This window comes from Sulfitobacter dubius (assembly GCF_027214245.1).
GTDB classification, from domain to species: Bacteria; Pseudomonadota; Alphaproteobacteria; order Rhodobacterales; family Rhodobacteraceae; genus Sulfitobacter; species Sulfitobacter dubius_A.
Map to the genome: position 1 here is coordinate 19,195 of NZ_JAPWHM010000003.1, position 20,222 is coordinate 39,416.

The following is a 20,222-nucleotide window of genomic DNA, read 5'->3' on the forward strand; positions in this document are numbered from 1 at the left end:
AGTTAATCCAAGCCAATCCCGAGGTCCACGATCTTGTGACAATATGACAGGTGACGCCGGGGCGTTGTCGGTCTAGGAGTCGGTCATGTTTGATATAAGCCTCATCGACGCCGGGATCCTGCCGGCCATGATCATCGCTCTGGTTGCCGGGATTTTCAGTTTCCTGTCGCCCTGCGTGCTGCCCATCGTGCCACCCTATCTGGCCTATATGGGGGGCGTCTCGATCAATGACATGTCCAGCCAATCCAGCGCACGGCGGCGGGCGGTCGTGGCGGCGTTGTTCTTTGTGCTGGGGCTGAGCACTGTGTTCATCCTACTGGGCTTCACCGCCTCGGCCTTTGGGATGTTCTTTTTACAGAATCAGGCGCTTCTCGCTAAAGTTTCCGGCGTGGTGATCATTGTGTTCGGCCTGCATTTCATCGGGCTCTTTCGCATTCCGTTTCTCGATCAGGAGGCGCGGATGGACGCGGGCGACAAGGGCGGGTCGAGTTTCGGCGCCTATGTCTTGGGGCTGGCCTTTGCCTTTGGTTGGACCCCCTGCATCGGGCCACAGCTGGGCGCGATCTTGTCACTGGCAGCAAGCGAGGCCTCCGTCTCCCGCGGGACGCTTTTGCTGGGCGTCTATGCGGCGGGGCTTGGCATTCCCTTCCTGCTGGCCGCGATGTTCATCACCCGCGCGATGACGCTGATGAACCGGATCAAACCGCATATGAAGCTGATCGAGCGGATCATGGGAGGCCTGTTGGTGATTGTCGGTCTAGCGCTGCTGACCGGCGCATTCACCGCCTTTTCCTTTTGGCTGCTTGAGACCTTCCCGATCCTCGCAACCGTAGGTTAAGCCTTAATTTTGCCCCGAATTGTGGCTAGACTGTGCCGAAGAAGAGGGCGGGCATGGTGAGCACAGGGCAGGCAGAGACGGTGAAAACGCGGCGGGTGTTCTACATCCCCGGCTACGATCCGATTCACCCGCGCCGCTACCGTGAGCTTTACCGCAAGGAGGGCGCGGCGCAGGCCGCGATCTCGGGCTATGAGATTGCGCTGAAACCAAAAGCGGGCAAGGGCAATTACGGCTGGCGCGTTAACGCTGGGATCGACGGTCATCAGGTGACCTCTCAGGTCGAAGTGCTGGTCTGGTCCGACATCGTGCGCGAAAGCATGAGCAATTCGATCCCCGCGACCTATTGGCAGTTGCTGCGCACCGCTTGGGTCTACATCGGCTCCGGCGCGCTTTGGCGGCTGATGCGGCTGCGCAGGGGGCCAGTGATTGCGGCGCTTTATCCGGTGGGAATGTTGATTGTGCAGGCGCTGCTGGCTGTCGGGCTTGGCCTGCTGACCTATCGCGCCCTTGGATTGGTGACGGGCCATTGGGCGGCGCGGCTCGCCTTCGCGGTAGTAGGCATCGGGATGGGTATCGCGCTGCTGCGCTGGTTCAAGAAAAAGGACGGCAAGTTTTTCGCCTATTACCTGATGCACGACTACGCCTATTCCGCCGCCACGCGGGGCGCGAACCCGCCGGAGTTGGAAGCCCGCATGGCACAGTTTGGCAATGACATCGCCGCTGCTCTGACCGAGGATGTCGACGAGGTGCTGGTTGTCGGCCACTCATCCGGGGCGCATCTGGGCGTCTCGGTACTGGCCGATCTGATCCGCGCGGGCAGGGTGCCCGAGCGCGGGCCTGCCTTGGGTTTTCTCTCGCTCGGGCAGGTGGTGCCAATGGCATCCTTCTTGCCCCGGGCCGAGCGTTTGCGAGGCGACCTGCGCTATCTCTCAACCCGCGATGAACTGGCGTGGGTCGACGTGACGGCCCCCGGCGATGGCTGCGCCTTTGCGCTTTGCGATCCGGTATCGGTCTCCGGCGTGGCGCCGGAGGGGAAACGCTGGCCGCTGGTCTTTTCGGCTGCCTTCACCCAAACGCTCAGCCCCGCACGCTGGAAGGCGCTGCGCTGGCGGTTCTTTCGACTGCATTTTCAGTATCTCTGCGCCTTTGACCGCCCGCGCGACTATGACTATTTCCAGATCACCGCCGGGCCACAGACCTTGGCCGCGCGCTATGACGGGCGGCCCGCGTCGAAATCCCGGATCGACCACGCGGTCAGCAAATACACCTCTGTCGCCGCATGACAAAACCGCCCAAGCCCCCCGCGCGGCCCGACCGTGTGTCGCTCTGGCGCTATGCCAAACTGTTTCGCGCCGATATCCTCTCGGCCCAGCCCGCGCGGCTTTACCGAGCGTGGATGGCCGAGTTCAAAACGCCGTTCTTTCGCAGCTACCTGATGAACCAGCCCGAACTGGTGAAGACCGTTTTGAAAGACCGCCCCGAGGATTTTCCGAAATCCGACCGGATCGGCGAGGGGCTGCGCCCGCTCTTGGGCGACTCTGTTTTTCTGACCAACGGCGAGACATGGAAACGCCAGCGCCGGATCATCGACCCCGCCTTTGAGGGCGGCCGGCTGCGCGAGACCTTTCCAGCGATGTGGGACGCGGCAGAGGCCGCCGCCGCGCGGCTGGGAGGCAAGGCGGGGCAGGTGATCGAGATCGAAGCCGAGACCAGCCACGCCGCAGCCGATGTAATCTTTCGCACGCTGTTTTCCCTGCCGATCGAACATGAGGTTGCCCGGGCGGTCTTTGATGAGTTTCGCAATTACCAGCGCAGCCAACCGATCCTGAACCTTGGGGCGCTTCTGCCGCTGCCGCGCTGGATGCCGCGCCTGTTTCGGCGCGACACGCGGGCCAGCGCCGCGCGGATCAGGGCGTTGATCACGGACCTGACCAAAGAGCGGATGAGGCAGATCAAAGCGGGCACCGCGCCCGACGACCTAGCCACCAAGATCATGACCCAAGCCGACCCCGAAACAGGCGAGACCTTCGATACGGAGGAGATGGTCGATCAAGTCGCGATCTTCTTCCTCGCGGGGCATGAAACCAGCGCCTCGGCTCTGGCTTGGGCGCTCTATCTCATGGCGACCCATCCCGAATGGCAAGAGCGGCTGGCGGAAGAGGCACAGGCGCTTGAGACTTGCGATTTCTCGGTGATGTCCAAGCTCAAACTCAGCCGGGATGTCTTTCGCGAGACGCTGCGCCTTTATCCGCCCGTGCCGATGATGGTGCGCGAGAACAGCTGCCCTGAACGCTTTCGGGATCGGGATGTGAAGAAGGGCGCGCAACTGGTGCTCAGCCCGTGGCATCTGCATCGGCACGAACGGCTTTGGGACAACCCCGACGGTTTTGACCCGACCCGCTGGCAAACCGAGAACGGCAAGCAATGCCAGCGCGACGCCTTCATCCCATTCTCTGCCGGGCCGCGGGTCTGTACCGGGGCCGGGTTCGCGATGGTCGAAGGGCCACTGATCCTGTCGCGCATCCTGCGCGACTTCCGCGTGACGGCGCAGCCCAACCGCGTACCGGTGCCTGTCGCACATTTGACCGTCCGTTCAGATAAGGGCATTTGGTTAGCGCTATCAAGGCGCTAGCTTCTATCATCGGCTTTGCGTTTCAATTAGAAACGCAGCGAACGGAATCAAAATAGGACGTGGGTGACATGGGCTACGACAAGGCGCAACTTGAGCAAATGAACAGCGGCAAAGGCTTCATCGCGGCGCTCGATCAATCGGGTGGTTCGACCCCCAAGGCGCTGAGCCTCTATGGCGTGGAACCGTCGGATTACAACGGCGACGAAGAAATGTTCAAAGCCGTCCACGACATGCGCGCGCGAATTATTCTGGCCGAGGATTTCACCTCTGACAAAGTGATCGGCGCAATCCTTTTTGAGCGCACGATGGATGACGTGATCAATGGCAAGCCCGTCGCGCAGTTGCTCTGGGAAGACCGGGGCGTGGTGCCTTTCCTAAAGATCGACAAGGGGTTGGAAGAAACCGACAACGGCGTGCAGATGATGAAGCCGATTATGGAGATCGACGACCTGCTGGCCCGCGCGGTGAAACATGGCATCTTCGGCACCAAGGAACGCTCGGTCATTCACGAGGCCAATGAGAACGGCATCGCCGCCGTGGTGGCGCAACAGTTCGAACTGGCCAAACAGGTTTGCGCGGCTGGTCTGGTACCGGTCATCGAGCCTGAGGTGAACATCAACTCCGACACGAAGGCAGAGGCCGAAGAGATCCTGCGCGGAGAGATCGAAAAGCACCTGAACACGCTGCCTGAGGGCGAAATGGTCATGCTGAAGCTGACGATCCCAGAAAAGGCCGGTCTCTACGACGGTCTGGCGGGTCACGCCAACGTTCTGCGCGTTGTGGCGCTGTCGGGTGGGTATTCCACGGCTGAAGCCTGCGAACGGCTGGGCAAGAACCGCACCATGATTGCCAGCTTCTCGCGCGCTTTGACAGAAGGGCTCAACGTCAAAATGACAGATGCGGAGTTCAACGAGGCGCTTGGGCATAACATCGAGAAGATTTACCAAGCGTCAATCTGCTAAAAGGAATTTTTTGACAATTCCGGGGCCGTTTTCTTTAAAAGAAAACGGCTAGGCAATCCGCCGGATGGGTTCTCTATTGCAAAATATGATGACCTGTCCGGCGTTCTCAACCGCTTGGAAACCCCGACGTTTCAATTCGCTTTCAAATTCTTGGAGTCCGACAAACTTCTCAATATCGCGCGCTTTCCGTCGAATAACCTGACCGCGGATTGCCGCCTTAGTGGCGAATATATCATCCAGCCAAGCGGCGGGTGAGAGAGGGGATGCGAGGGCCATGGCCCGACGCTAATCTGCCTTTGGTAAACGTTCTTTTAACGCGCGCAACACGAACAACCGGATTGCCCCGGCAAGCCCGATGTCCAGCCCACGCGCCGCGTCGATTTCAGTCACCAGCGCATTGATCGGAAGCCCCCGCGCGGCCGCAATGGCGCGGAACTCATCCCAGAATTCATCTTCGAGAGAGATTGATGTCCGGTGACCCCGAAGGGTCACCGAATGTTTGCGGGGCCGCGCGCTCATGTCTCGCGCTTATGCGCTTCCAGATTGCGGGCGATCTGTTCGGCGCGGGCCTTCAGCGCTTCTTTCTGCGCTTTGGTCTGGCCAAAACCCACGGCGTTTTCGCTCGCGCGGGCCTTGCGGGACGAACGGTCCCGCTCTTTCTTCACCTTGTTAAGGTTGATGGGCGCACTCATTTTGGTCCGATCATGTTCTCGGGCCGCACGACCCGTTCAAAGGTTTTGGCGTCCACAAAGCCCAGTGCGATGGCTTCTTCTTTCAATGTGGTGCCGTTCTTATGCGCGGTCTTGGCGACCTTGGTGGCATTGTCATAGCCGATCTCGGGGGCCAGCGCGGTTACCAGCATCAGCGACTCGCGCATCAGCTTTTCGATCCGGTCCGCATCGGCCTTGAGGTCGACCACCAGATTATCGGTGAAGGCAGAGGCCGCGTCACCCAAAAGCTGCATGGATTGCAGAACGTTATAGGCCATCATTGGCTTGTAGACGTTCAATTCGAAATGCCCTTGGCTGCCTGCGAAACCCACAGCGGCATCATTGCCCATCACGTGGATGCAGACCTGCGTCAGCGCTTCGCATTGGGTCGGGTTTACCTTGCCCGGCATGATGGATGAACCCGGCTCGTTTTCCGGCAGGATCAACTCGCCCAACCCGCAACGCGGGCCGGACCCCAGCAGGCGGATGTCATTGGCGATTTTGAACAGGCTGGCGGAGACGGTTTTCAGCGCGCCAGAGATTTCGACCATTGCGTCATGGGCGGCAAGTGCCTCGAACTTGTTCGGCGCGGTGACGAAGGGCAGGCCGGTGATCTCGGCCATGTTATGCGCCACGGTCTCGGCCCAGCCCTGTTTGGTGTTCAGCCCCGTGCCAACGGCGGTGCCGCCTTGCGCCAACTCATAAATGCGGCCCAGAGCGTCACGCACACGGGCGATGCTCATAGCGACCTGATGGGTATAGCCCGAGAACTCTTGGCTCAGCGTCAGCGGCGTCGCGTCCTGCGTGTGGGTCCGGCCAATCTTGATGATGCCGTCGAATTCTTCGACCTTCTTCTGCAATGCGCCGTGCAGCTTCTCCAACCCCGGCAGCAGCACGTCACGCGCGGTCATCGCCGTGGCGATATGCATGGCGGTGGGGAAAGTGTCGTTTGACGACTGGCCCATGTTGCAATGATCGTTCGGGTGCACCGGGTCTTTGGACCCGATGGTGCCGCCCATAAGCTCAATCGCGCGGTTGGCGATGACCTCATTGGCGTTCATGTTCGACTGGGTGCCAGAGCCGGTCTGCCAAACCACCAGCGGGAAGTTGTCGTCGAACTTACCCTCAAAGACTTCGCCAGCGGCCTGAACGATCGCCTTACCGCGCTCTGCGTCGAGCGAACCCTGTGCCACATTGGCCTGCGCGCAGGCCTTCTTAATCACGCCAAGCGCGCGCACGATGGCGATGGGCTGCTTCTCCCAGCCGATTGGGAAGTTGATGATCGAGCGCTGCGTCTGCGCGCCCCAATATTTATCGGAAGGAACTTCGAGCGGACCAAAGCTGTCGGTTTCGGTGCGGGTATCGGCCATTGTGCGGCTCCTGCTGTGACTTATCGTTGCCCAGCGGTGTACCTGCGCCTTACGGTCTGCGCAATGCAGGGATGGCGCTAACGGCCAATCCTGCGCTACTTCCGAAAGGAATCGAGCGAGACGATCTCCGCGTGCTTGGCGGGCTCTTCCGCGACCTCAAGCTCTTCCTCATCGGTTTGGTTAAGCGTGGCCTCGTCGCGATCTTCGTCTTCTTCTTCGGTTTCCTGCTGTTCGAACCGCAGGCCGAACTCAACCGACGGGTCCACAAAGGTGCGGATCGCGTCGTAGGGAATATAAAGCGGCTCGGGCGCATCGCCGAAGTTTAGCGTGATGGCAAAGCCATCTGCGCCAACATCAAGCCCATCGTACCAATGCTGCATCACCACGGTCATCTCATCGGGATAACGGTCAGAGAGCCAATCGGCCAATTCCGCATCCGGATGCGAGGTGTCGAAGGTGATGAAAAAGTGGTGATTCCCCGGCAGCCCTTGGTCCGATACATCCTGCAAGACCCTGCGGATCAAACCCCGCATGGCTTCGTGCATCAGGTTGCCGTAATCAATGCTGCGGCTCATTCTTCTCTCCGGTCCGGGCGATGGGCAGGGGTCAGCATACCCCATTCACAGGCGAGTGAAAGGGGGCGTAGCGCTAAATCGCGCGAAGGAGCAGAGCAAGCACCGCGAGCAGGATCATGGTGACGACAAAACCACGCTTGAGCGCAAGCATCAGTACAGCGGACAACAGGGTGAGCGTGGCGGCCAGCGAATTGAAGCTTTCCCAAACCGGCGCGGGCAGGGCGAGGGTGGTTCCGGGGGCGACCCGGTCAAACAGCACATGTAGCGCAAACCAGACCGAGAGATTGGCAATCACCCCCACCACTGCCGCCGTTATGGCCCGCAGCGCCCCCGCGATACGCGGCTGTTCAGAAAGTGCCTCAAGATACGGGCCGGCAAGGAAAATCCACAAAAAGCACGGCGTGAAAGTCACCCAAAGCGCCAGCAGCCCGGCAGCGAGCGCGCCCGAAGGGCCGCTTTGGGCAAAGCCTGCCAGCATCCCGACAAATTGCGTAACAAGGATCAACGGCCCGGGCGTCGTCTCGGCCAAGCCGAGTGCGTCAATCATTTGGTCCGTGTTTAACCAACCGAAATCCTGAACCACTGTCTGGGTCATATAGGCCAGCACGGCATAGGCGCCGCCAAAGGTCACCACAGCGAGTTTAGAGAAGAACAGGCCGAGTTGCAGCAGAAAATCCTCACCCAGCAGCGCCAACAGCACAAGCGGCGCGGCCCAAAGCCCACCCCAGATCAGCAGGGTGCGCAGACTGCGCGCAGGTGGCAGATTTGCCGGTTCAACCACCGCAGCGGGGCTTTCGGTCAGCATCCCGATGGCACCGGCCAGCAGAATGATCAGCGGAAATGGTGAGCCCAGAACAAAAATGCCGATGAACGACCCAAAGGCCAGCGCCCAGCCAAGACGCCCATGCAACGCCTTCGAAGAAACCTTCAGAAGCGCTTGGAATACCACGATTATGACAGCGGCTTTGATGCCCAGAAAGGCCGTCTGCACCAAAGGCAACTGCCCATACCACGCATATAGCAAAGCCAGCACAGCGATGAATGCCGCCCCCGGCACCACGAAAAGCAATCCGCCGAGCAGCCCGCCAGCCACCCCGCGCTGACGCCAGCCCGCATAGGTCGCCAGCTGCATCGCTTCCGGTCCGGGCAACAGCATACAGAGCGACAGCGCCCGCAGGTAGGTCTGCTCGCTTAGCCACGGGCGGTCCTCAACCAGCTCACGGTGCATCACGGCGATCTGCGCTGCGGGGCCGCCGAATGACATCAGCCCGATGCGTCCGAAGACGCGAAACATTTCGGGCCAGCTGGGCGGGGTCATGCGAACGTCCTGCGCGATAGAAGCCACAGCGGCTTCGTTTCACAACGGATAGGGGCACGGAAGAGCAGGGTCAAGAACACCGCTCAAGCAGTTGAAATCGCCGGGATATGGAGGGGAAAAGTGCAGGTTTCTGTTGCCAGGTACCTGCGAACCCCGCCTTAAGCTGCAAAGCCTAAGGACTTAGATTTCAGTCGCTGAAACCGCTTACGCGGCCATCGCAACTGGAGCACGATTGTCATTTGCAATTGTACAGTTTGAACCGATAACGGTGGTATCTCACCGAAACAAAGCAACCCCTTTAGACGTTCGTCGATCCTATTTCGGCCCCATGATCCCCAAATGAAGGATGTTTGGTGGAGCCGCCGGGTACCGCCCCCGGGTCCGAACCGCTTATTACGAGCGCGTTTATGTCCATAGTCCCGAAGGACAAGATTAAAGTAGGGCCGTCATGGGTGAATTGCAAGGGGTGGGGAGGCGTGAAATTTTGGCTTCAAGATACACCCGCATCCCATTGATTTATATATGATGCCGCAACTTCTCAGCCGGCCTTTCCGGCGTTCCGTGCAGCAAGCGCGGCGAAAACGCTCTGGGCGAGGTCTTGGGTCTCCGCTTCCAGCGCAGTCAAACCTGCCGTTACCGCTTTGCCGTCCTGCGCTTCTGCGGCATTGGCGATCTCTTGGTGCAGGGCAATGATCCGCGCCCGATCTCTTGCGGTGAAGGTGATCATATTCATTAAAGGCTGCATGGCTTCGACCGCGCCCGCGAGTTGATAGCTCAGCACCGGGTTGCCCGCGCCGTCAACCAGCGCCCGGTGGAAGGCGACATCGGACGCGCAGAACGCCTCATCGGTCAGCCCCGCCTGCGCCTGCCGGTGGATTTCAGCGCGCATCGTGGCAAGGTGATCCGCTGTGCGCCGCTCTGCCGATAAGGGTGCACAGGCGCGCTCTAGGGCGAAGCGGGCTTCGCAGGCGGTTTCGAAACTCACCGCGTTCATCGACAATAGCAACGTAGAAGTGGTGATCTGTTGCGCGTAAGCATCTGGAAAGCTGAGGCGATTCACGAAAGCGCCCCCCGTGGGCCCGCGCTGCGTGCGGATCAGCGATTGCGCGGCAAGGCGCTTCAACGCTTCGCGCACCGTGGGGCGAGAGACCTCGAACTGCTCGGCCAATTCCGCCTCAGATGGCAGACGCTGGTCGACGATCAGACGCCCGCCGATAATGGCGTCGCGAATGGCAGTGGCGATTTGAGCCGATAGATCGGCGGGGCTGCTTGGATCGATTTTCATATGTCTTACAATTAGTGTTTGCGAGGAGTTTAATTGTCTGACATTAAATCTACAAGAGCACGCAGGGGAGGGCGGCGATGACGGGCATGGTACGGTCAACACTTTGGCTGGGGTTTTTCGCCCTGATTCTAGCGGCTTGGTGGATGATGTACAGCATGGCGTTGCAGATGGATGTCGATCTGCTGGGTCGTCCGGGCACGATGGGTGAACGGATGCGGCAGATGGATCCGGGCATGGATATGTATATGCCCATGGCGCGCTTCTTTCCGCTTTTCACGATGTGGGGGGCGATGATGGCTGCGATGATGGTCCCGACCATGGTCCCGACGCTGCGCGCTTACGAAGACCTCATGACCTCGGCCAACGGCACCCGCGCGGGCTGGCTGGCAGTGCTTGCAGGCTACTTCGCGGTCTGGCTTGCCTTTGCGGCGGGGATTGCAGGGCTGCAATTGCTCCTCTTGCACGGCGGGGTCATCGACATGCTGGGCATCGCCAAATCGCGCTGGACGGCGGCGGCGCTGCTACTGGGCGTTGGCCTGTACCAATTTACCCGCGCCAAGGAGGTCTGCCACGGCGTCTGCCACTCTCCGATGATGTATTTCATGGGCCATTGGCGCCCCGGTGTCGCAGGCGGTTTCCGCATGGGACTGGGCCTTGGCGCCTTTTGTGCAGGCTGCTGCTGGGGCTTTATGGTGCTGGGCTTTGCCGGTGGGGTGATGAACCTTGCTTGGATGGGGCTGGCGACGCTTTTCATGGTCATCGAAAAGCTGCCCCAAATCGGACATTACGTAACTAAACCAATGGGTTTAACCCTGATCCTCGGCGCTGTCGTCGTGGCGGGTTGGCCCGTGATCACAGGAGGATAAGATGCCAAACAGAGAGATGACACCCGCGAATTGGGCCATAAAAGGCGAGCTTTTCCTCAACTGCTCCTGCGACGTCTTTTGCCCCTGCGTGGTCAGCCTTGGCGCGCATCTGCCGACCGAAGGCCACTGCCATGCGTGGATGGGCATCGTGATCGACGAGGGCCATTTCGAAGGGGAGGATTTGGCCGGGCTGAACGTGGGCCTGTTGGTCGACATCCCGGGCCGTATGGGCGAGGGGAACTGGAAAGTCGCCGCCTATGTAGACGACCGCGCGAGCGAGGCGGCCTATGATGGGCTGTTGAAAATCTTCAGCGGCGCGGCGGGCGGCACGACGGGGCTGTTTACCATGCTGGTGAGCGAGATCATCGGCGCCGAACGTGCTCCGGTTGAGATCATTCGCGACGGCAACCGCCGTGTGATTAACATCGGCCGGAAGATCAACGGCGAGATCGAACTGCTCGCCGGGGCCGAACAGGGTGAGCCGGTGACGATCACCAATTCCAAATATTGGATGGGACCGAACATCGTGGCGGCCCGTGGGGTGAAATCCAAGGTCCGCGACTATGGGCGGGTCTGGGATTTCGGCGGAAAATCGGCTGAGGTCTGCGCGATCGATTGGCAGGGTGCTGCGTGATCACCCCCGGTTACGCTCAGGAAATGGCGCGATATAACGCATGGCAAAACAGTCAGTTGGCAAGCGTTATTGAGGTGATGGACGAGGATGCGTTAACGCAAGATCGCAGGGCGTTTTTCGGCTCGATCTTGGGCACCCTCAACCATCTTCTTTGGTGTGATCAAATCTGGTTGTCCCGTTTTGATCCCGCCTTGCCCAAGCCGGAGGGGCCGGACACCGAACTTTGCCCCACCGGCATGGCTTGGTGCGCCGCGCGGCGCGAGTGCGACGCGGCGATTAAGGATTGGGCCCATGGCCTTCGACAGGAGGCTTTGGACGCCGATTTAACTTGGTATTCCGGCATCGTGCAGCGCGAGGTTACCACTCCCTTGGCGCAAACCGTCGTGCATTTCTTTAACCACCAGACCCACCATCGGGGGCAGGTGCATGCCATGCTGACCAGCGCCGGGTACGATGCGCCCGTGACCGATCTTATCTTAATGCCGGAGGACGTGTGATGGCTGAACTCTCCCCCTCACGCCGGATACGGCGCACGCCCTTTTCCGCCGGGGTAGAGGCAGCGGGCGTGAAGGCCTACACCGTTTATAACCGAATGCTGCTGCCCACTGTCTTTGATAGCACAGAGGCCGATTACCACCACTTGAAGAAAGCCGTGCAAGTCTGGGATGTGGCTTGCGAAAGACAGGTCGAGTTACGGGGGCCGGATGCGTCGCGGTTGATGCAAATGCTGACGCCGCGCGATCTGCGCGATGTGGCGCCGGGGCGCTGCGTCTATGTGCCGATCGTCGATGAGACGGGCGGTATGCTCAATGATCCGGTCGCGGTGAAACTGGCCGAGGATCGCTGGTGGATTTCCATTGCCGATAGCGATTTATTGTTGTGGGCCAAGGGGATATGCAACGGATATCATTTGGATGTGCTGGTGGATGAGCCGGATGTGAACCTGCTCGCGGTGCAGGGACCCAAAGCCGAAGACCTGATGGAACGCCTGTTTGGTGCGGCGGTGCGGGAGGTAAAGTTTTTCCGTTTCGCTGAATTCCACTTCCAAGGGCGCGCCATGAATATCGCGCGGTCTGGATACTCCAAACAGGGCGGCTTTGAGATCTACGCAGAAGGCGCGGATATCGCCATGCCGCTGTGGGATGCTCTGTTCGAGGCAGGGCGCGATTTGGATGTGCGCGCGGGCTGTCCAAATCTGATAGAGCGGATCGAAGGCGGATTGTTGAGTTATGGCAATGACATGACCGATGATAACACCCCGCATGAATGCGGCCTTGGCAAGCTTTGCGACACCCATGCCGCGATGGGCTGTATCGGCAGAGATGCGCTGCTACGGGTGGCCAAGGAAGGCCCGGTGCAACAGATACGACCCCTAGAGATTGCGGGCGATCCGGTGCCGCTTTGTGACCGGGCTTGGCCGTTGATGGCAGGTGACAAGCGCGTGGGGCAGGTGACTTCGACCATTTGGTCGCCCGATTTTGGGGTGAATGTCGCTATTGGAATGGTGCGGATGACCCATTGGGATCCGGGCACGCGGTTGCAGGTTGAGACACCCGAGGGCCTGCGGGATGTGACCGTGCGTGAGAGTTTCTGGGCCTGAGGCCCAGCAAATTGAAACCTGAAAAGGAGATGAAAGATGAGCTTTAATGCATTGATTGTGAACAAGGATGACGAGGGCAAGACTTACGCAGAGGTCACCCAGATCACCGAAGATCAACTGCCCGAGGCCGAGGTGACGGTCGCGGTGGAATATTCGACTGTGAACTACAAAGACGGGCTCTGCATTGGGCCTGGCGGTGGTCTGGTTCGCAACTATCCCCATGTGCCGGGGATCGACTTTGCCGGGACGGTCGAGACATCGAGTGACGAGCGGTACAAACCCGGCGACAAGGTCGTGCTGACCGGCTGGCGCGTGGGCGAGGCGCATTGGGGCGGCTATGCGCAGAAGGCGCGGGTCAAGGCCGACTGGCTGGTGCCGCTGCCCGAAGGGCTGGATACGCGCCAAGCGATGGCCGTGGGCACGGCGGGCTTCACCGCGATGCTGGCGGTGATGGCGTTAGAGGACCACGGGATCAAGAAAGGGCCGGTGCTGGTCACGGGGGCCGCGGGTGGCGTGGGTTCGGTCGCGACCGCGATCCTTGCCAATCTCGGCTATGAGGTGGCAGCCGTTACTGGGCGGCCCGAGACCGAGGACTACCTCAAAAGCCTCGGGGCCAGCCGGATTGTCGCGCGCGATGAGATCAACGAGACGGTCAAACGCCCGCTTGAGGGCGAGACATGGGGCGGCTGTGTTGACGCCGTTGGCGGCGCGATGCTGGCCCGTGTTTTGGGGCAGATGGAATATGGCGCGAGCGTCGCTGCAGTGGGCCTTGCGGGCGGCGCGACACTGCCCGCCACGGTGATCCCCTTCTTGCTGCGCGGCGTAAACCTGTTGGGCATCGACAGCGTCATGCAGCCCTATGACAACCGTCTGTGCGCATGGGAGCGGGTGGCGAAAGACCTGCCGATGGAGAAGCTGGAGGCGATGGTTCAACCCGCGGGTCTCAGCGATTTGCCCCAACTCGGTGCAGACATCCTCAAAGGGCAGGTTAAGGGCCGGGTGGTTGTCGACGTAAACGCTTGATATTGCCTCGGCGCGGGGCGGTGTGGTTAATGGTCCACGCCGCCCCGACCGCCAGAAGGAGAGCATGATGGCCACCTATGACGACGACAATATCTTTGCCAAGATCCTGCGCAAGGAAATCCCCAGCTTCAAGGTCTATGAAGACGACAAGACCTATTGCTTTATGGACATCATGCCCCGCGCCGAGGGGCATTGCTTGGTGATCCCCAAGTCGCCTTGCCGCAATATGCTCGATGCCAGCCAAACGCAGTTGGCCGATTGTCTGGCGACGGTTCAAAAGGTCGGCAATGCCTGCCTGCGGGCCTTTGCTGCTGATGGCATCACGGTGCAGCAATTTAACGAAGCCGCGGGCGGGCAAGAGGTCTTTCACCTGCACTACCATATCTTGCCTCGCCATGAGGGCGACAAGCTGCGCCCGCCCGGCGTCCAAGGTGACATGGACCGGATTCGCGAACAGGCCGATGCGATTGCAGCGGCGCTCGGGACAGGGTAACCCCCCCAAACTTACGTCGCAGCGGACAACGAAAAGGTCGTTTTAGCCAAGTTTCCAAGGGAGCTTGGCCGCAAGAGCTTGCCCAATGGTCGCAAGCCTCTATCCTTTGCGCACGGATGAGAAAAACAGAAGCCGCGCCTTGCGTGGTGATCTGTCATCAAAGAGGGAACAGATTATGAGCGATACAAATTCGCACGGCATCCCCGAGCCTGAGGGCAAGGCGGATGTCATCAATACCGATTATGAAATCGGTCAGGACAATATCGAGCGGCAGATCGGGCCGTTCGGGCTGGATATTCACAACCCGGTCTTTCTGATTTCGGGGATCGCTGTGGTGATCTTCGTCTTTTACACCATTGCATTGCCAGAGCAGGCCGCCGCGATCTTCTCGGCCATGTTCAACTTTACGACCAAGAACTTCGATTGGTTCCTGATCGGCGCTGCCGATTTGGTGGTGATCTTTGCGCTTTTGCTGATTGTCACGCCTTTCGGCAATGTCCGCCTTGGCGGCAATGAGGCGGTCGCGGATTATACCTATCTGGGCTGGTTCGCGATGCTTTTCGCCGCGGGCATGGGCATCGGCCTGATGTTCTACGGCGTGTCTGAGCCGCTCACGCATTTCTCGACCTCCATGGGCGAAATCACGACAGAGAACGGTTTGCGCACCGACTGGGCCCCTCTGGGCGCAGCAACGGGTGATGAGGCCGGTTCGCTCCGCCTTGGCATGGCGGCGACGATCTATCACTGGGGTCTGCACCCTTGGGCGATCTACGCGGTCGTTGCGCTGGCGCTGGCGTTGTTCACATATAACAAAGGTCTGCCGCTGACGATCCGCTCGGCCTTTTATCCGGTTCTGGGCGAACGTGTTTGGGGCTGGCCCGGGCATATCATCGACATCATCGCGGTCTTCGCCACGCTCTTTGGTCTGGCCACCTCGCTGGGTCTGGGTGCGACACAGGCGAACGCGGGCTTGAACGAGTTGTTCGGGATCCCGATTGGCACCACCTCTGAGGTCGTTCTGATCTCGCTCATCACTGCCGTAGCGCTGATTTCGGTGCTGCGCGGTCTGGATGGCGGCGTGAAGGTGCTGAGTGAGATCAACATGGGGCTGGCTGCCTTGCTGGCGCTGTTCACCTTGATCGTCGGGCCAACTGTGTTCCTGCTGACTTTCTTCTGGGACTCGCTGGTGGCTTACATTGAGTATCTGCCCGCGCTGGCAAATCCCTTTGGCCGCGAAGACGTGAACTTCTCCCAAGGGTGGACGGCGTTCTACTGGGCGTGGTGGATCAGCTGGTCACCTTTCGTTGGCATGTTTATCGCCCGCGTCAGCCGGGGCCGTACCGTGCGCGAATTCATCGTTTGCGTGCTGTTGATCCCGTCGCTCGTCTGTGTGCTGTGGATGTCGATCTTTGGCGGCACCGCGATCCATCAGGTGCTGAACGATGGCTACACCGCAGCCCAAGATGCGGGCCTGCCGCTGCAGCTGTTCAAGATGCTGGACGCGCTGCCCTTGGCCTCGATCACCTCTTTCATCGGCATCGTGCTGGTGGTGGTGTTCTTCGTCACCTCGTCCGACTCCGGGTCGCTGGTCATCGACACGATCACCGCAGGCGGCAAGGTCGACGCGCCGGTGCCGCAGCGGGTGTTCTGGTGCATCTTTGAAGGTGCCGTGGCCATCGCTCTGCTAATCGGTGGCGGCTTGGCGGCGCTGCAATCCATGGTGATCTCTACCGGGTTGCTGTTCACGCTGCTGCTGCTCTTCATGTGCTTCTGCATTTTCCGCGGCCTGCAGGACGAGCGCAAAATTCGCTAAGCTCCACAGGCAGTGCGACACCAAAAACGGCGGCTCCTCGGGGCCGCCGTTTTCTTTGGGCGCTTGACCTTGGCCGCGCTGCGGTGGACCTTCGCGCCATGCATATTGATTCCGACTGGGTCCGCGCCCAATTCCCCGCCTTTGCCGAGCCAAGCCTTCAGGGGCAGGCCTTTTTCGAGAACGCCGGTGGGTCTTACACCTGCCGCCAAGTTATCGACCGGTTGCATCGCTTTTACACCCAGCGAAAGGTGCAGCCCTACGCCCCCTACGCGGCCAGCCGCCTTGGCGGAGAGGAGATGGACGAGGCCCGAACCCGCATGGCCGCGATCCTCGGCGTGACACCGGAAGAGCTGAGCTTTGGCCCCTCGACCACGCAGAACACCTATGTGCTGGCACAGGCCTTCGGTCAGATGATGCAGCCCGGTGAGGCGATCGTCGTGACCAACCAAGACCATGAGGCCAACACCGGCCCATGGCGGCGGCTGGCCGCGCGGGGGATCGAAATCCGTGAATGGCAGATCGATCCTGAGACCGGGCATCTGGATCCGGCCAAGCTTGAAGAACTCTTGGACGAGAAAGTCAGGCTGGTCTGCTTTCCCCATTGCTCCAACGTGGTGGGGGAAATCAACCCGGTGACCGAGATCACGGCGCTGGCCCATGCCGCTGGTGCCTTCGTCTGCGTTGACGGTGTGTCTTATGCACCCCACGGCTTTGCCGATGTCGGGGGGCTGGGGCCGGATATCTACCTCTTTTCCGCCTACAAGACCTTTGGGCCGCATCAGGGCGTCATGGTTATCCGCCGGGCGCTGGCGGAACTGCTGCCGAACCAAGCGCATCACTTCAACGGCGATGTGCTTTATAAGCGGTTCACCCCGGCGGGCCCGGATCATGCACAGATCGCGGCCAGCGCAGGCATGGCGGATTACATCGACGCTTTCCACGCCCACCACATCGGCGGCAGCGCCGATGCGACGGCGCGCGGTGTCGCCGTGCATGATGCGATGCGGGCACATGAGACGGCTTTGCTGCAACCGCTGCTGGACGCCATGGCGGCGCGGAATTCCGTGCGGCTGATCGGCCCGAGCAATGCGGAAAAACGTGCGCCGACCGTGGCTCTGGCGCTTGATCGGCCCGGTATTGACGTGGCGCAGGCACTGGCCGAGCGGGGCATCATGGCGGGCGGCGGGACCTTCTACGCGGGCCGCGCTCTTGGCGCGATGGGGGTGGAGGACAGCAAGGGCGTGCTGCGGCTAAGCTTCACCCATTACACCACCAAGGACGAGATGGATAAACTGCTGAACGCACTGGATGATCTGCTCTGAGCCTTGACCCCGGCGCGCGGGCGCTATGTTTCGGGGTCAGGCCAGGAGCAAGACCCCGAACGTGAGTGAAAATTCCCCGATTATCATGTGGTTCCGCCGCGATTTGCGGCTGAGCGACCAACCTGCATTGGCGGCGGCCTGCAAGACGGGCCGCCCGGTGATCCCGCTTTTCATTCATGACGACCAGTCAGACGCTCTGGGCGCTGCACCGAAGTTTCGGCTGGGGCAGGCGCTGGCCTGTCTGGGGGAGACGCTTAAAGAAAAGGGCAGCCGTCTGACCCTGCGGCGCGGGGATGCGCTGGACGTTCTGCGCGATGTGATCAAGCAGACCGGGGCAGGGGCTGTGTACTGGAGCCGCCTTTATGATCCCGCCGCGATCGACCGCGACACTAAGGTCAAAGATGCGCTGAAAGAAGAGGGCATCGAGGCCAGCAGCTTTGCCGGACACCTGATGTTCGAGCCTTGGACTGTCGAGACCAAGACCGGCGGTTTTTACAAGGTCTTCACCCCCTATTGGAAATCCGTCCGTAGCCGCGATGTGGCGGCACCCGTGGCGACCCCGAGCGAAATGGCAGCACCCCAAGATTGGCCCGAGAGTGACGCCTTGGACGATTGGCAGATGGATGCCGAGATGCAGCGCGGGCGTGATATCGTGCGCCCCTTTGTCCGTCTGGGCGAGGCCGCAGCGCAGGCGCGGCTGGGAGCCTTCATCGCGCATATCGTCGAAGGCTATGATGAAAGCCGCGACATGCCGGGCGAAGACGGCACCTCTGCGCTGTCCGAAAACCTCTCTTTAGGCGAAATCAGCCCGGCGCAATGTTGGCACGCAGGTCAGCGGGCGATGCAAGAAGGCAAGCGCGGGGCAGAGACCTTCCTGAAAGAACTCGCTTGGCGCGAGTTTGCTTATCATCTGATGTACCACACGCCACGCATCCTAGATCAAAACTGGCGCGAGGAATGGCAGGCCTTCCCGTGGAACGAGGATGAGCGCCGCGCCGAGGTGCTGGCGTGGAAACAGGGGCGCACCGGCGTGCCCTTTGTCGATGCCGCCATGCGCGAATTGCAGGTCACCGGGCGGATGCACAACCGGGGCCGCATGATCGTGGCGAGCTATCTGACCAAACACCTCATGTGTCACTGGCGGATCGGCCAAAAGTGGTTCGAAGAGCACCTGATCGACTGGGATCCGGCCAATAACGCGATGGGCTGGCAATGGGCCGCGGGCTCTGGCCCCGATGCAACGCCGTTCTTCCGTATTTTCAACCCTGAAACCCAGCTTGATCGGTTCGACAAGGGGCGAGCCTATACCCGCCGCTGGATCGCCGAGGGCCGGGCAAGCCCGAGCAAGGATGCGCTGGCCTATTTCGACGCAGTCCCGCGCCGCTGGGGCCTCAGCCCGGATGACGACTATCCCGACCCGATCGTCGATCTTTCGGAAGGGCGCGAACGGGCGCTAGACGCCTACCGCAATCGTGATTTTTAAATTTTTGCGAAACAGCAGCCTGCGGTTACAGTAGGCGCCAAGAATAAGAACGGAACCGAGGTATGAAGCTGACGACAACCGAGGGGCAGAAGGGTCTGCCGCGCTATTTCCCGCAGGTCTTTGCCATGGCGCAGGCGATGCAGCATGGGCGGGTCGATTTCGTTTTGCCCGATGGTCGCGCGTTCCGGGCCGAAGGGGCCAAACCCGGCCCGGTGGCCGAGGTGCACATCCACAACGATGACCTCTTTGCCCGGTTAATCCGCGAGGGCGATTTGGGCTTTTGTGACGCATACCTTGACGAATGGTGGTCGACGCCCGATTTGCAAGCCTTCATGGATTTGGTGCACGCGGGGAACGAGACGGTGTACGACGGCTTTCCGGGCCAAGGGTTGCTGCGCCAGTTTGAGAAGTTCCGCTTTTGGCTGCAACGCAACAACCGCAGGCAGGCCAAACGCAACATCAGCAAGCATTATGATCTGGGCAATGCGTTCTACGGGCTTTGGCTGGATGAGACGATGACCTATTCCTCGGCCATGTTCGAGGACGGCGCGCAGATGTCGCTAGAGGCCGCGCAGACCGCCAAATACAAATCCATGGTCGATCAGATGGGTGTCCAACCGGGCGACCACGTGCTGGAGATCGGCTGCGGCTGGGGCGGTTTCGCTGAATATGCCGCCGCCGAACGGGGCTTGCACGTCACCGCGCTCACGATCAGTGCTGAGCAATATAAATACGCCGTGGACCGGATCAAAAAAGCCGGGCTGTCAGACCGAGTGACCTTTAAATTGCAGGACTACCGCGATGAGCGCGGGCTCTATGACGGCATCGCCAGTATCGAAATGTTCGAGGCGGTAGGCGAGCAGTATTGGCCGATCTATTTCGACACCGTCCGCCAGAGGCTGAAGCCCGGACGCGCAGCCACGCTACAGATCATCACCGTCGACCACGCCCGCTGGGACGTTTACAAGCGCGGCGTGGATTTCATTCAGAAATACATCTTTCCGGGCGGCATGTTGCCCAGCCCCAAGGTGCTGCGCGAGCAGGTCGAACGCGCCGGTCTTGTGGTCGACCGCTCGGTCGAGTTCGGCAAAAGCTATGACATCACGCTGCGCCGCTGGCATGAGACCTTTAACGCGAAATGGGATCAGATCACCGCGCTTGGCTTTGACGAACGCTTTCGCCGGATGTGGAATTTTTACCTCACTTCCTGCGCTGCGACATTTGACAGTGGAAATTGCGACGTGACGCAGATTACGGTACGGCGACCTGTGTGACCGCCCCTGCGGTCCGACCCCGCT

At 60.5% G+C, this 20,222-nt stretch carries 20 protein-coding genes and 1 other RNA gene; 14 read left to right on the top strand and 7 right to left on the bottom strand.

Features of this window, described 5'->3' with window-relative positions:
• The first annotated feature begins 85 nt into the window (after positions 1 to 85).
• The 4 genes from O4H31_RS07115 to O4H31_RS07130 all read left to right on the top strand — a co-directional run bounded on the left by O4H31_RS07115 (position 86) and on the right by O4H31_RS07130 (position 4,432).
• Positions 86 to 838: a cytochrome c biogenesis CcdA family protein gene (locus O4H31_RS07115; protein WP_269344201.1), complete on the top strand. Its 753-nt coding sequence runs from the start codon at positions 86 to 88 to the stop codon at positions 836 to 838.
• A gap of 53 nt (positions 839 to 891) precedes the next feature.
• Positions 892 to 2,121 carry a hypothetical protein gene (locus O4H31_RS07120; protein ID WP_269344203.1) on the top strand — a complete coding sequence of 410 codons (1,230 nt, stop codon included), beginning with the start codon at positions 892 to 894 and terminating at the stop codon, positions 2,119 to 2,121.
• On the top strand, positions 2,118 to 3,470 hold the full coding sequence (locus O4H31_RS07125; RefSeq protein WP_269344205.1) for a cytochrome P450: 1,353 nt from the start codon (positions 2,118 to 2,120) through the stop codon (positions 3,468 to 3,470). The genes O4H31_RS07120 and O4H31_RS07125 overlap by 4 nt, the downstream gene beginning before the upstream one ends.
• A gap of 68 nt (positions 3,471 to 3,538) precedes the next feature.
• On the top strand, positions 3,539 to 4,432 hold the full coding sequence (locus tag O4H31_RS07130) for a fructose bisphosphate aldolase (RefSeq protein ID WP_269344207.1): 894 nt from the start codon (positions 3,539 to 3,541) through the stop codon (positions 4,430 to 4,432).
• Positions 4,433 to 4,717: 285 nt separating this feature from the next.
• Here the strand turns inward: O4H31_RS07130 and O4H31_RS07140 are convergent, their stop codons facing one another.
• The 7 genes from O4H31_RS07140 to O4H31_RS07170 all read right to left on the bottom strand — a co-directional run bounded on the left by O4H31_RS07140 (position 4,718) and on the right by O4H31_RS07170 (position 9,690).
• The gene (locus tag O4H31_RS07140; protein WP_093926155.1) at positions 4,718 to 4,951 is read right to left on the bottom strand and encodes a ribbon-helix-helix domain-containing protein; all 234 of its coding nucleotides are present in this window, start codon (positions 4,949 to 4,951) and stop codon (positions 4,718 to 4,720) included.
• Positions 4,948 to 5,124: a DUF4169 family protein gene (locus O4H31_RS07145; RefSeq protein WP_269344213.1), complete on the bottom strand. Its 177-nt coding sequence runs from the start codon at positions 5,122 to 5,124 to the stop codon at positions 4,948 to 4,950. Before O4H31_RS07145 ends, O4H31_RS07140 begins: the two co-directional genes overlap by 4 nt.
• Positions 5,121 to 6,512 carry a class II fumarate hydratase gene (gene fumC, locus O4H31_RS07150; protein WP_269344215.1) on the bottom strand — a complete coding sequence of 464 codons (1,392 nt, stop codon included), beginning with the start codon at positions 6,510 to 6,512 and terminating at the stop codon, positions 5,121 to 5,123. Before fumC ends, O4H31_RS07145 begins: the two co-directional genes overlap by 4 nt.
• A 95-nt stretch (positions 6,513 to 6,607) precedes the next feature.
• A complete protein-coding gene (locus O4H31_RS07155) occupies positions 6,608 to 7,087 on the bottom strand; it encodes an SspB family protein (RefSeq protein ID WP_269344217.1) in 480 nt (159 codons plus the stop codon).
• Between the two features lie 73 nt (positions 7,088 to 7,160).
• Positions 7,161 to 8,405 carry a chromate efflux transporter gene (gene chrA, locus O4H31_RS07160; protein WP_269344220.1) on the bottom strand — a complete coding sequence of 415 codons (1,245 nt, stop codon included), beginning with the start codon at positions 8,403 to 8,405 and terminating at the stop codon, positions 7,161 to 7,163.
• 119 nt (positions 8,406 to 8,524) lie between these two features.
• Positions 8,525 to 8,872: a transfer-messenger RNA gene (gene ssrA / locus O4H31_RS07165) on the bottom strand.
• A gap of 71 nt (positions 8,873 to 8,943) precedes the next feature.
• Positions 8,944 to 9,690 carry a FadR/GntR family transcriptional regulator gene (locus tag O4H31_RS07170; protein WP_269344222.1) on the bottom strand — a complete coding sequence of 249 codons (747 nt, stop codon included), beginning with the start codon at positions 9,688 to 9,690 and terminating at the stop codon, positions 8,944 to 8,946.
• Positions 9,691 to 9,767: 77 nt separating this feature from the next.
• Here O4H31_RS07170 and O4H31_RS07175 point away from each other — a divergent pair, with 77 nt between their 5' ends.
• The 10 genes from O4H31_RS07175 to O4H31_RS07220 all read left to right on the top strand — a co-directional run bounded on the left by O4H31_RS07175 (position 9,768) and on the right by O4H31_RS07220 (position 20,198).
• On the top strand, positions 9,768 to 10,556 hold the full coding sequence (locus O4H31_RS07175; RefSeq protein ID WP_269344248.1) for a DUF2182 domain-containing protein: 789 nt from the start codon (positions 9,768 to 9,770) through the stop codon (positions 10,554 to 10,556).
• Position 10,557: 1 nt separating this feature from the next.
• Positions 10,558 to 11,190 (top strand): DUF1326 domain-containing protein, encoded by a 633-nt coding sequence (locus O4H31_RS07180; RefSeq protein ID WP_269344250.1) that lies wholly within the window; start codon positions 10,558 to 10,560, stop codon positions 11,188 to 11,190.
• Entirely contained in the window at positions 11,187 to 11,687 is a 501-nt protein-coding gene (locus tag O4H31_RS07185) for a DinB family protein (RefSeq protein WP_269344252.1), read from the top strand. The genes O4H31_RS07180 and O4H31_RS07185 overlap by 4 nt, the downstream gene beginning before the upstream one ends.
• Complete coding sequence (locus O4H31_RS07190) at positions 11,687 to 12,790, top strand: dimethylsulfoniopropionate demethylase (RefSeq protein ID WP_269344254.1); 1,104 nt, start codon at positions 11,687 to 11,689, stop codon at positions 12,788 to 12,790. Before O4H31_RS07185 ends, O4H31_RS07190 begins: the two co-directional genes overlap by 1 nt.
• Before the next feature lie 36 nt (positions 12,791 to 12,826).
• Positions 12,827 to 13,813 carry an acryloyl-CoA reductase gene (gene acuI, locus O4H31_RS07195; protein ID WP_269344257.1) on the top strand — a complete coding sequence of 329 codons (987 nt, stop codon included), beginning with the start codon at positions 12,827 to 12,829 and terminating at the stop codon, positions 13,811 to 13,813.
• A 67-nt stretch (positions 13,814 to 13,880) separates the two neighbouring features.
• Positions 13,881 to 14,306 carry an HIT family protein gene (locus O4H31_RS07200; protein ID WP_269344259.1) on the top strand — a complete coding sequence of 142 codons (426 nt, stop codon included), beginning with the start codon at positions 13,881 to 13,883 and terminating at the stop codon, positions 14,304 to 14,306.
• Between the two features lie 175 nt (positions 14,307 to 14,481).
• On the top strand, positions 14,482 to 16,119 hold the full coding sequence (locus tag O4H31_RS07205) for a BCCT family transporter (RefSeq protein WP_206054257.1): 1,638 nt from the start codon (positions 14,482 to 14,484) through the stop codon (positions 16,117 to 16,119).
• A 98-nt stretch (positions 16,120 to 16,217) separates the two neighbouring features.
• Entirely contained in the window at positions 16,218 to 17,441 is a 1,224-nt protein-coding gene (locus O4H31_RS07210; protein ID WP_269344262.1) for an aminotransferase class V-fold PLP-dependent enzyme, read from the top strand.
• A 61-nt stretch (positions 17,442 to 17,502) separates the two neighbouring features.
• On the top strand, positions 17,503 to 18,924 hold the full coding sequence (locus O4H31_RS07215) for a cryptochrome/photolyase family protein (RefSeq protein ID WP_269344263.1): 1,422 nt from the start codon (positions 17,503 to 17,505) through the stop codon (positions 18,922 to 18,924).
• A gap of 62 nt (positions 18,925 to 18,986) precedes the next feature.
• On the top strand, positions 18,987 to 20,198 hold the full coding sequence (locus O4H31_RS07220; protein ID WP_269344264.1) for an SAM-dependent methyltransferase: 1,212 nt from the start codon (positions 18,987 to 18,989) through the stop codon (positions 20,196 to 20,198).
• Positions 20,199 to 20,222: the final 24 nt, after the last annotated feature.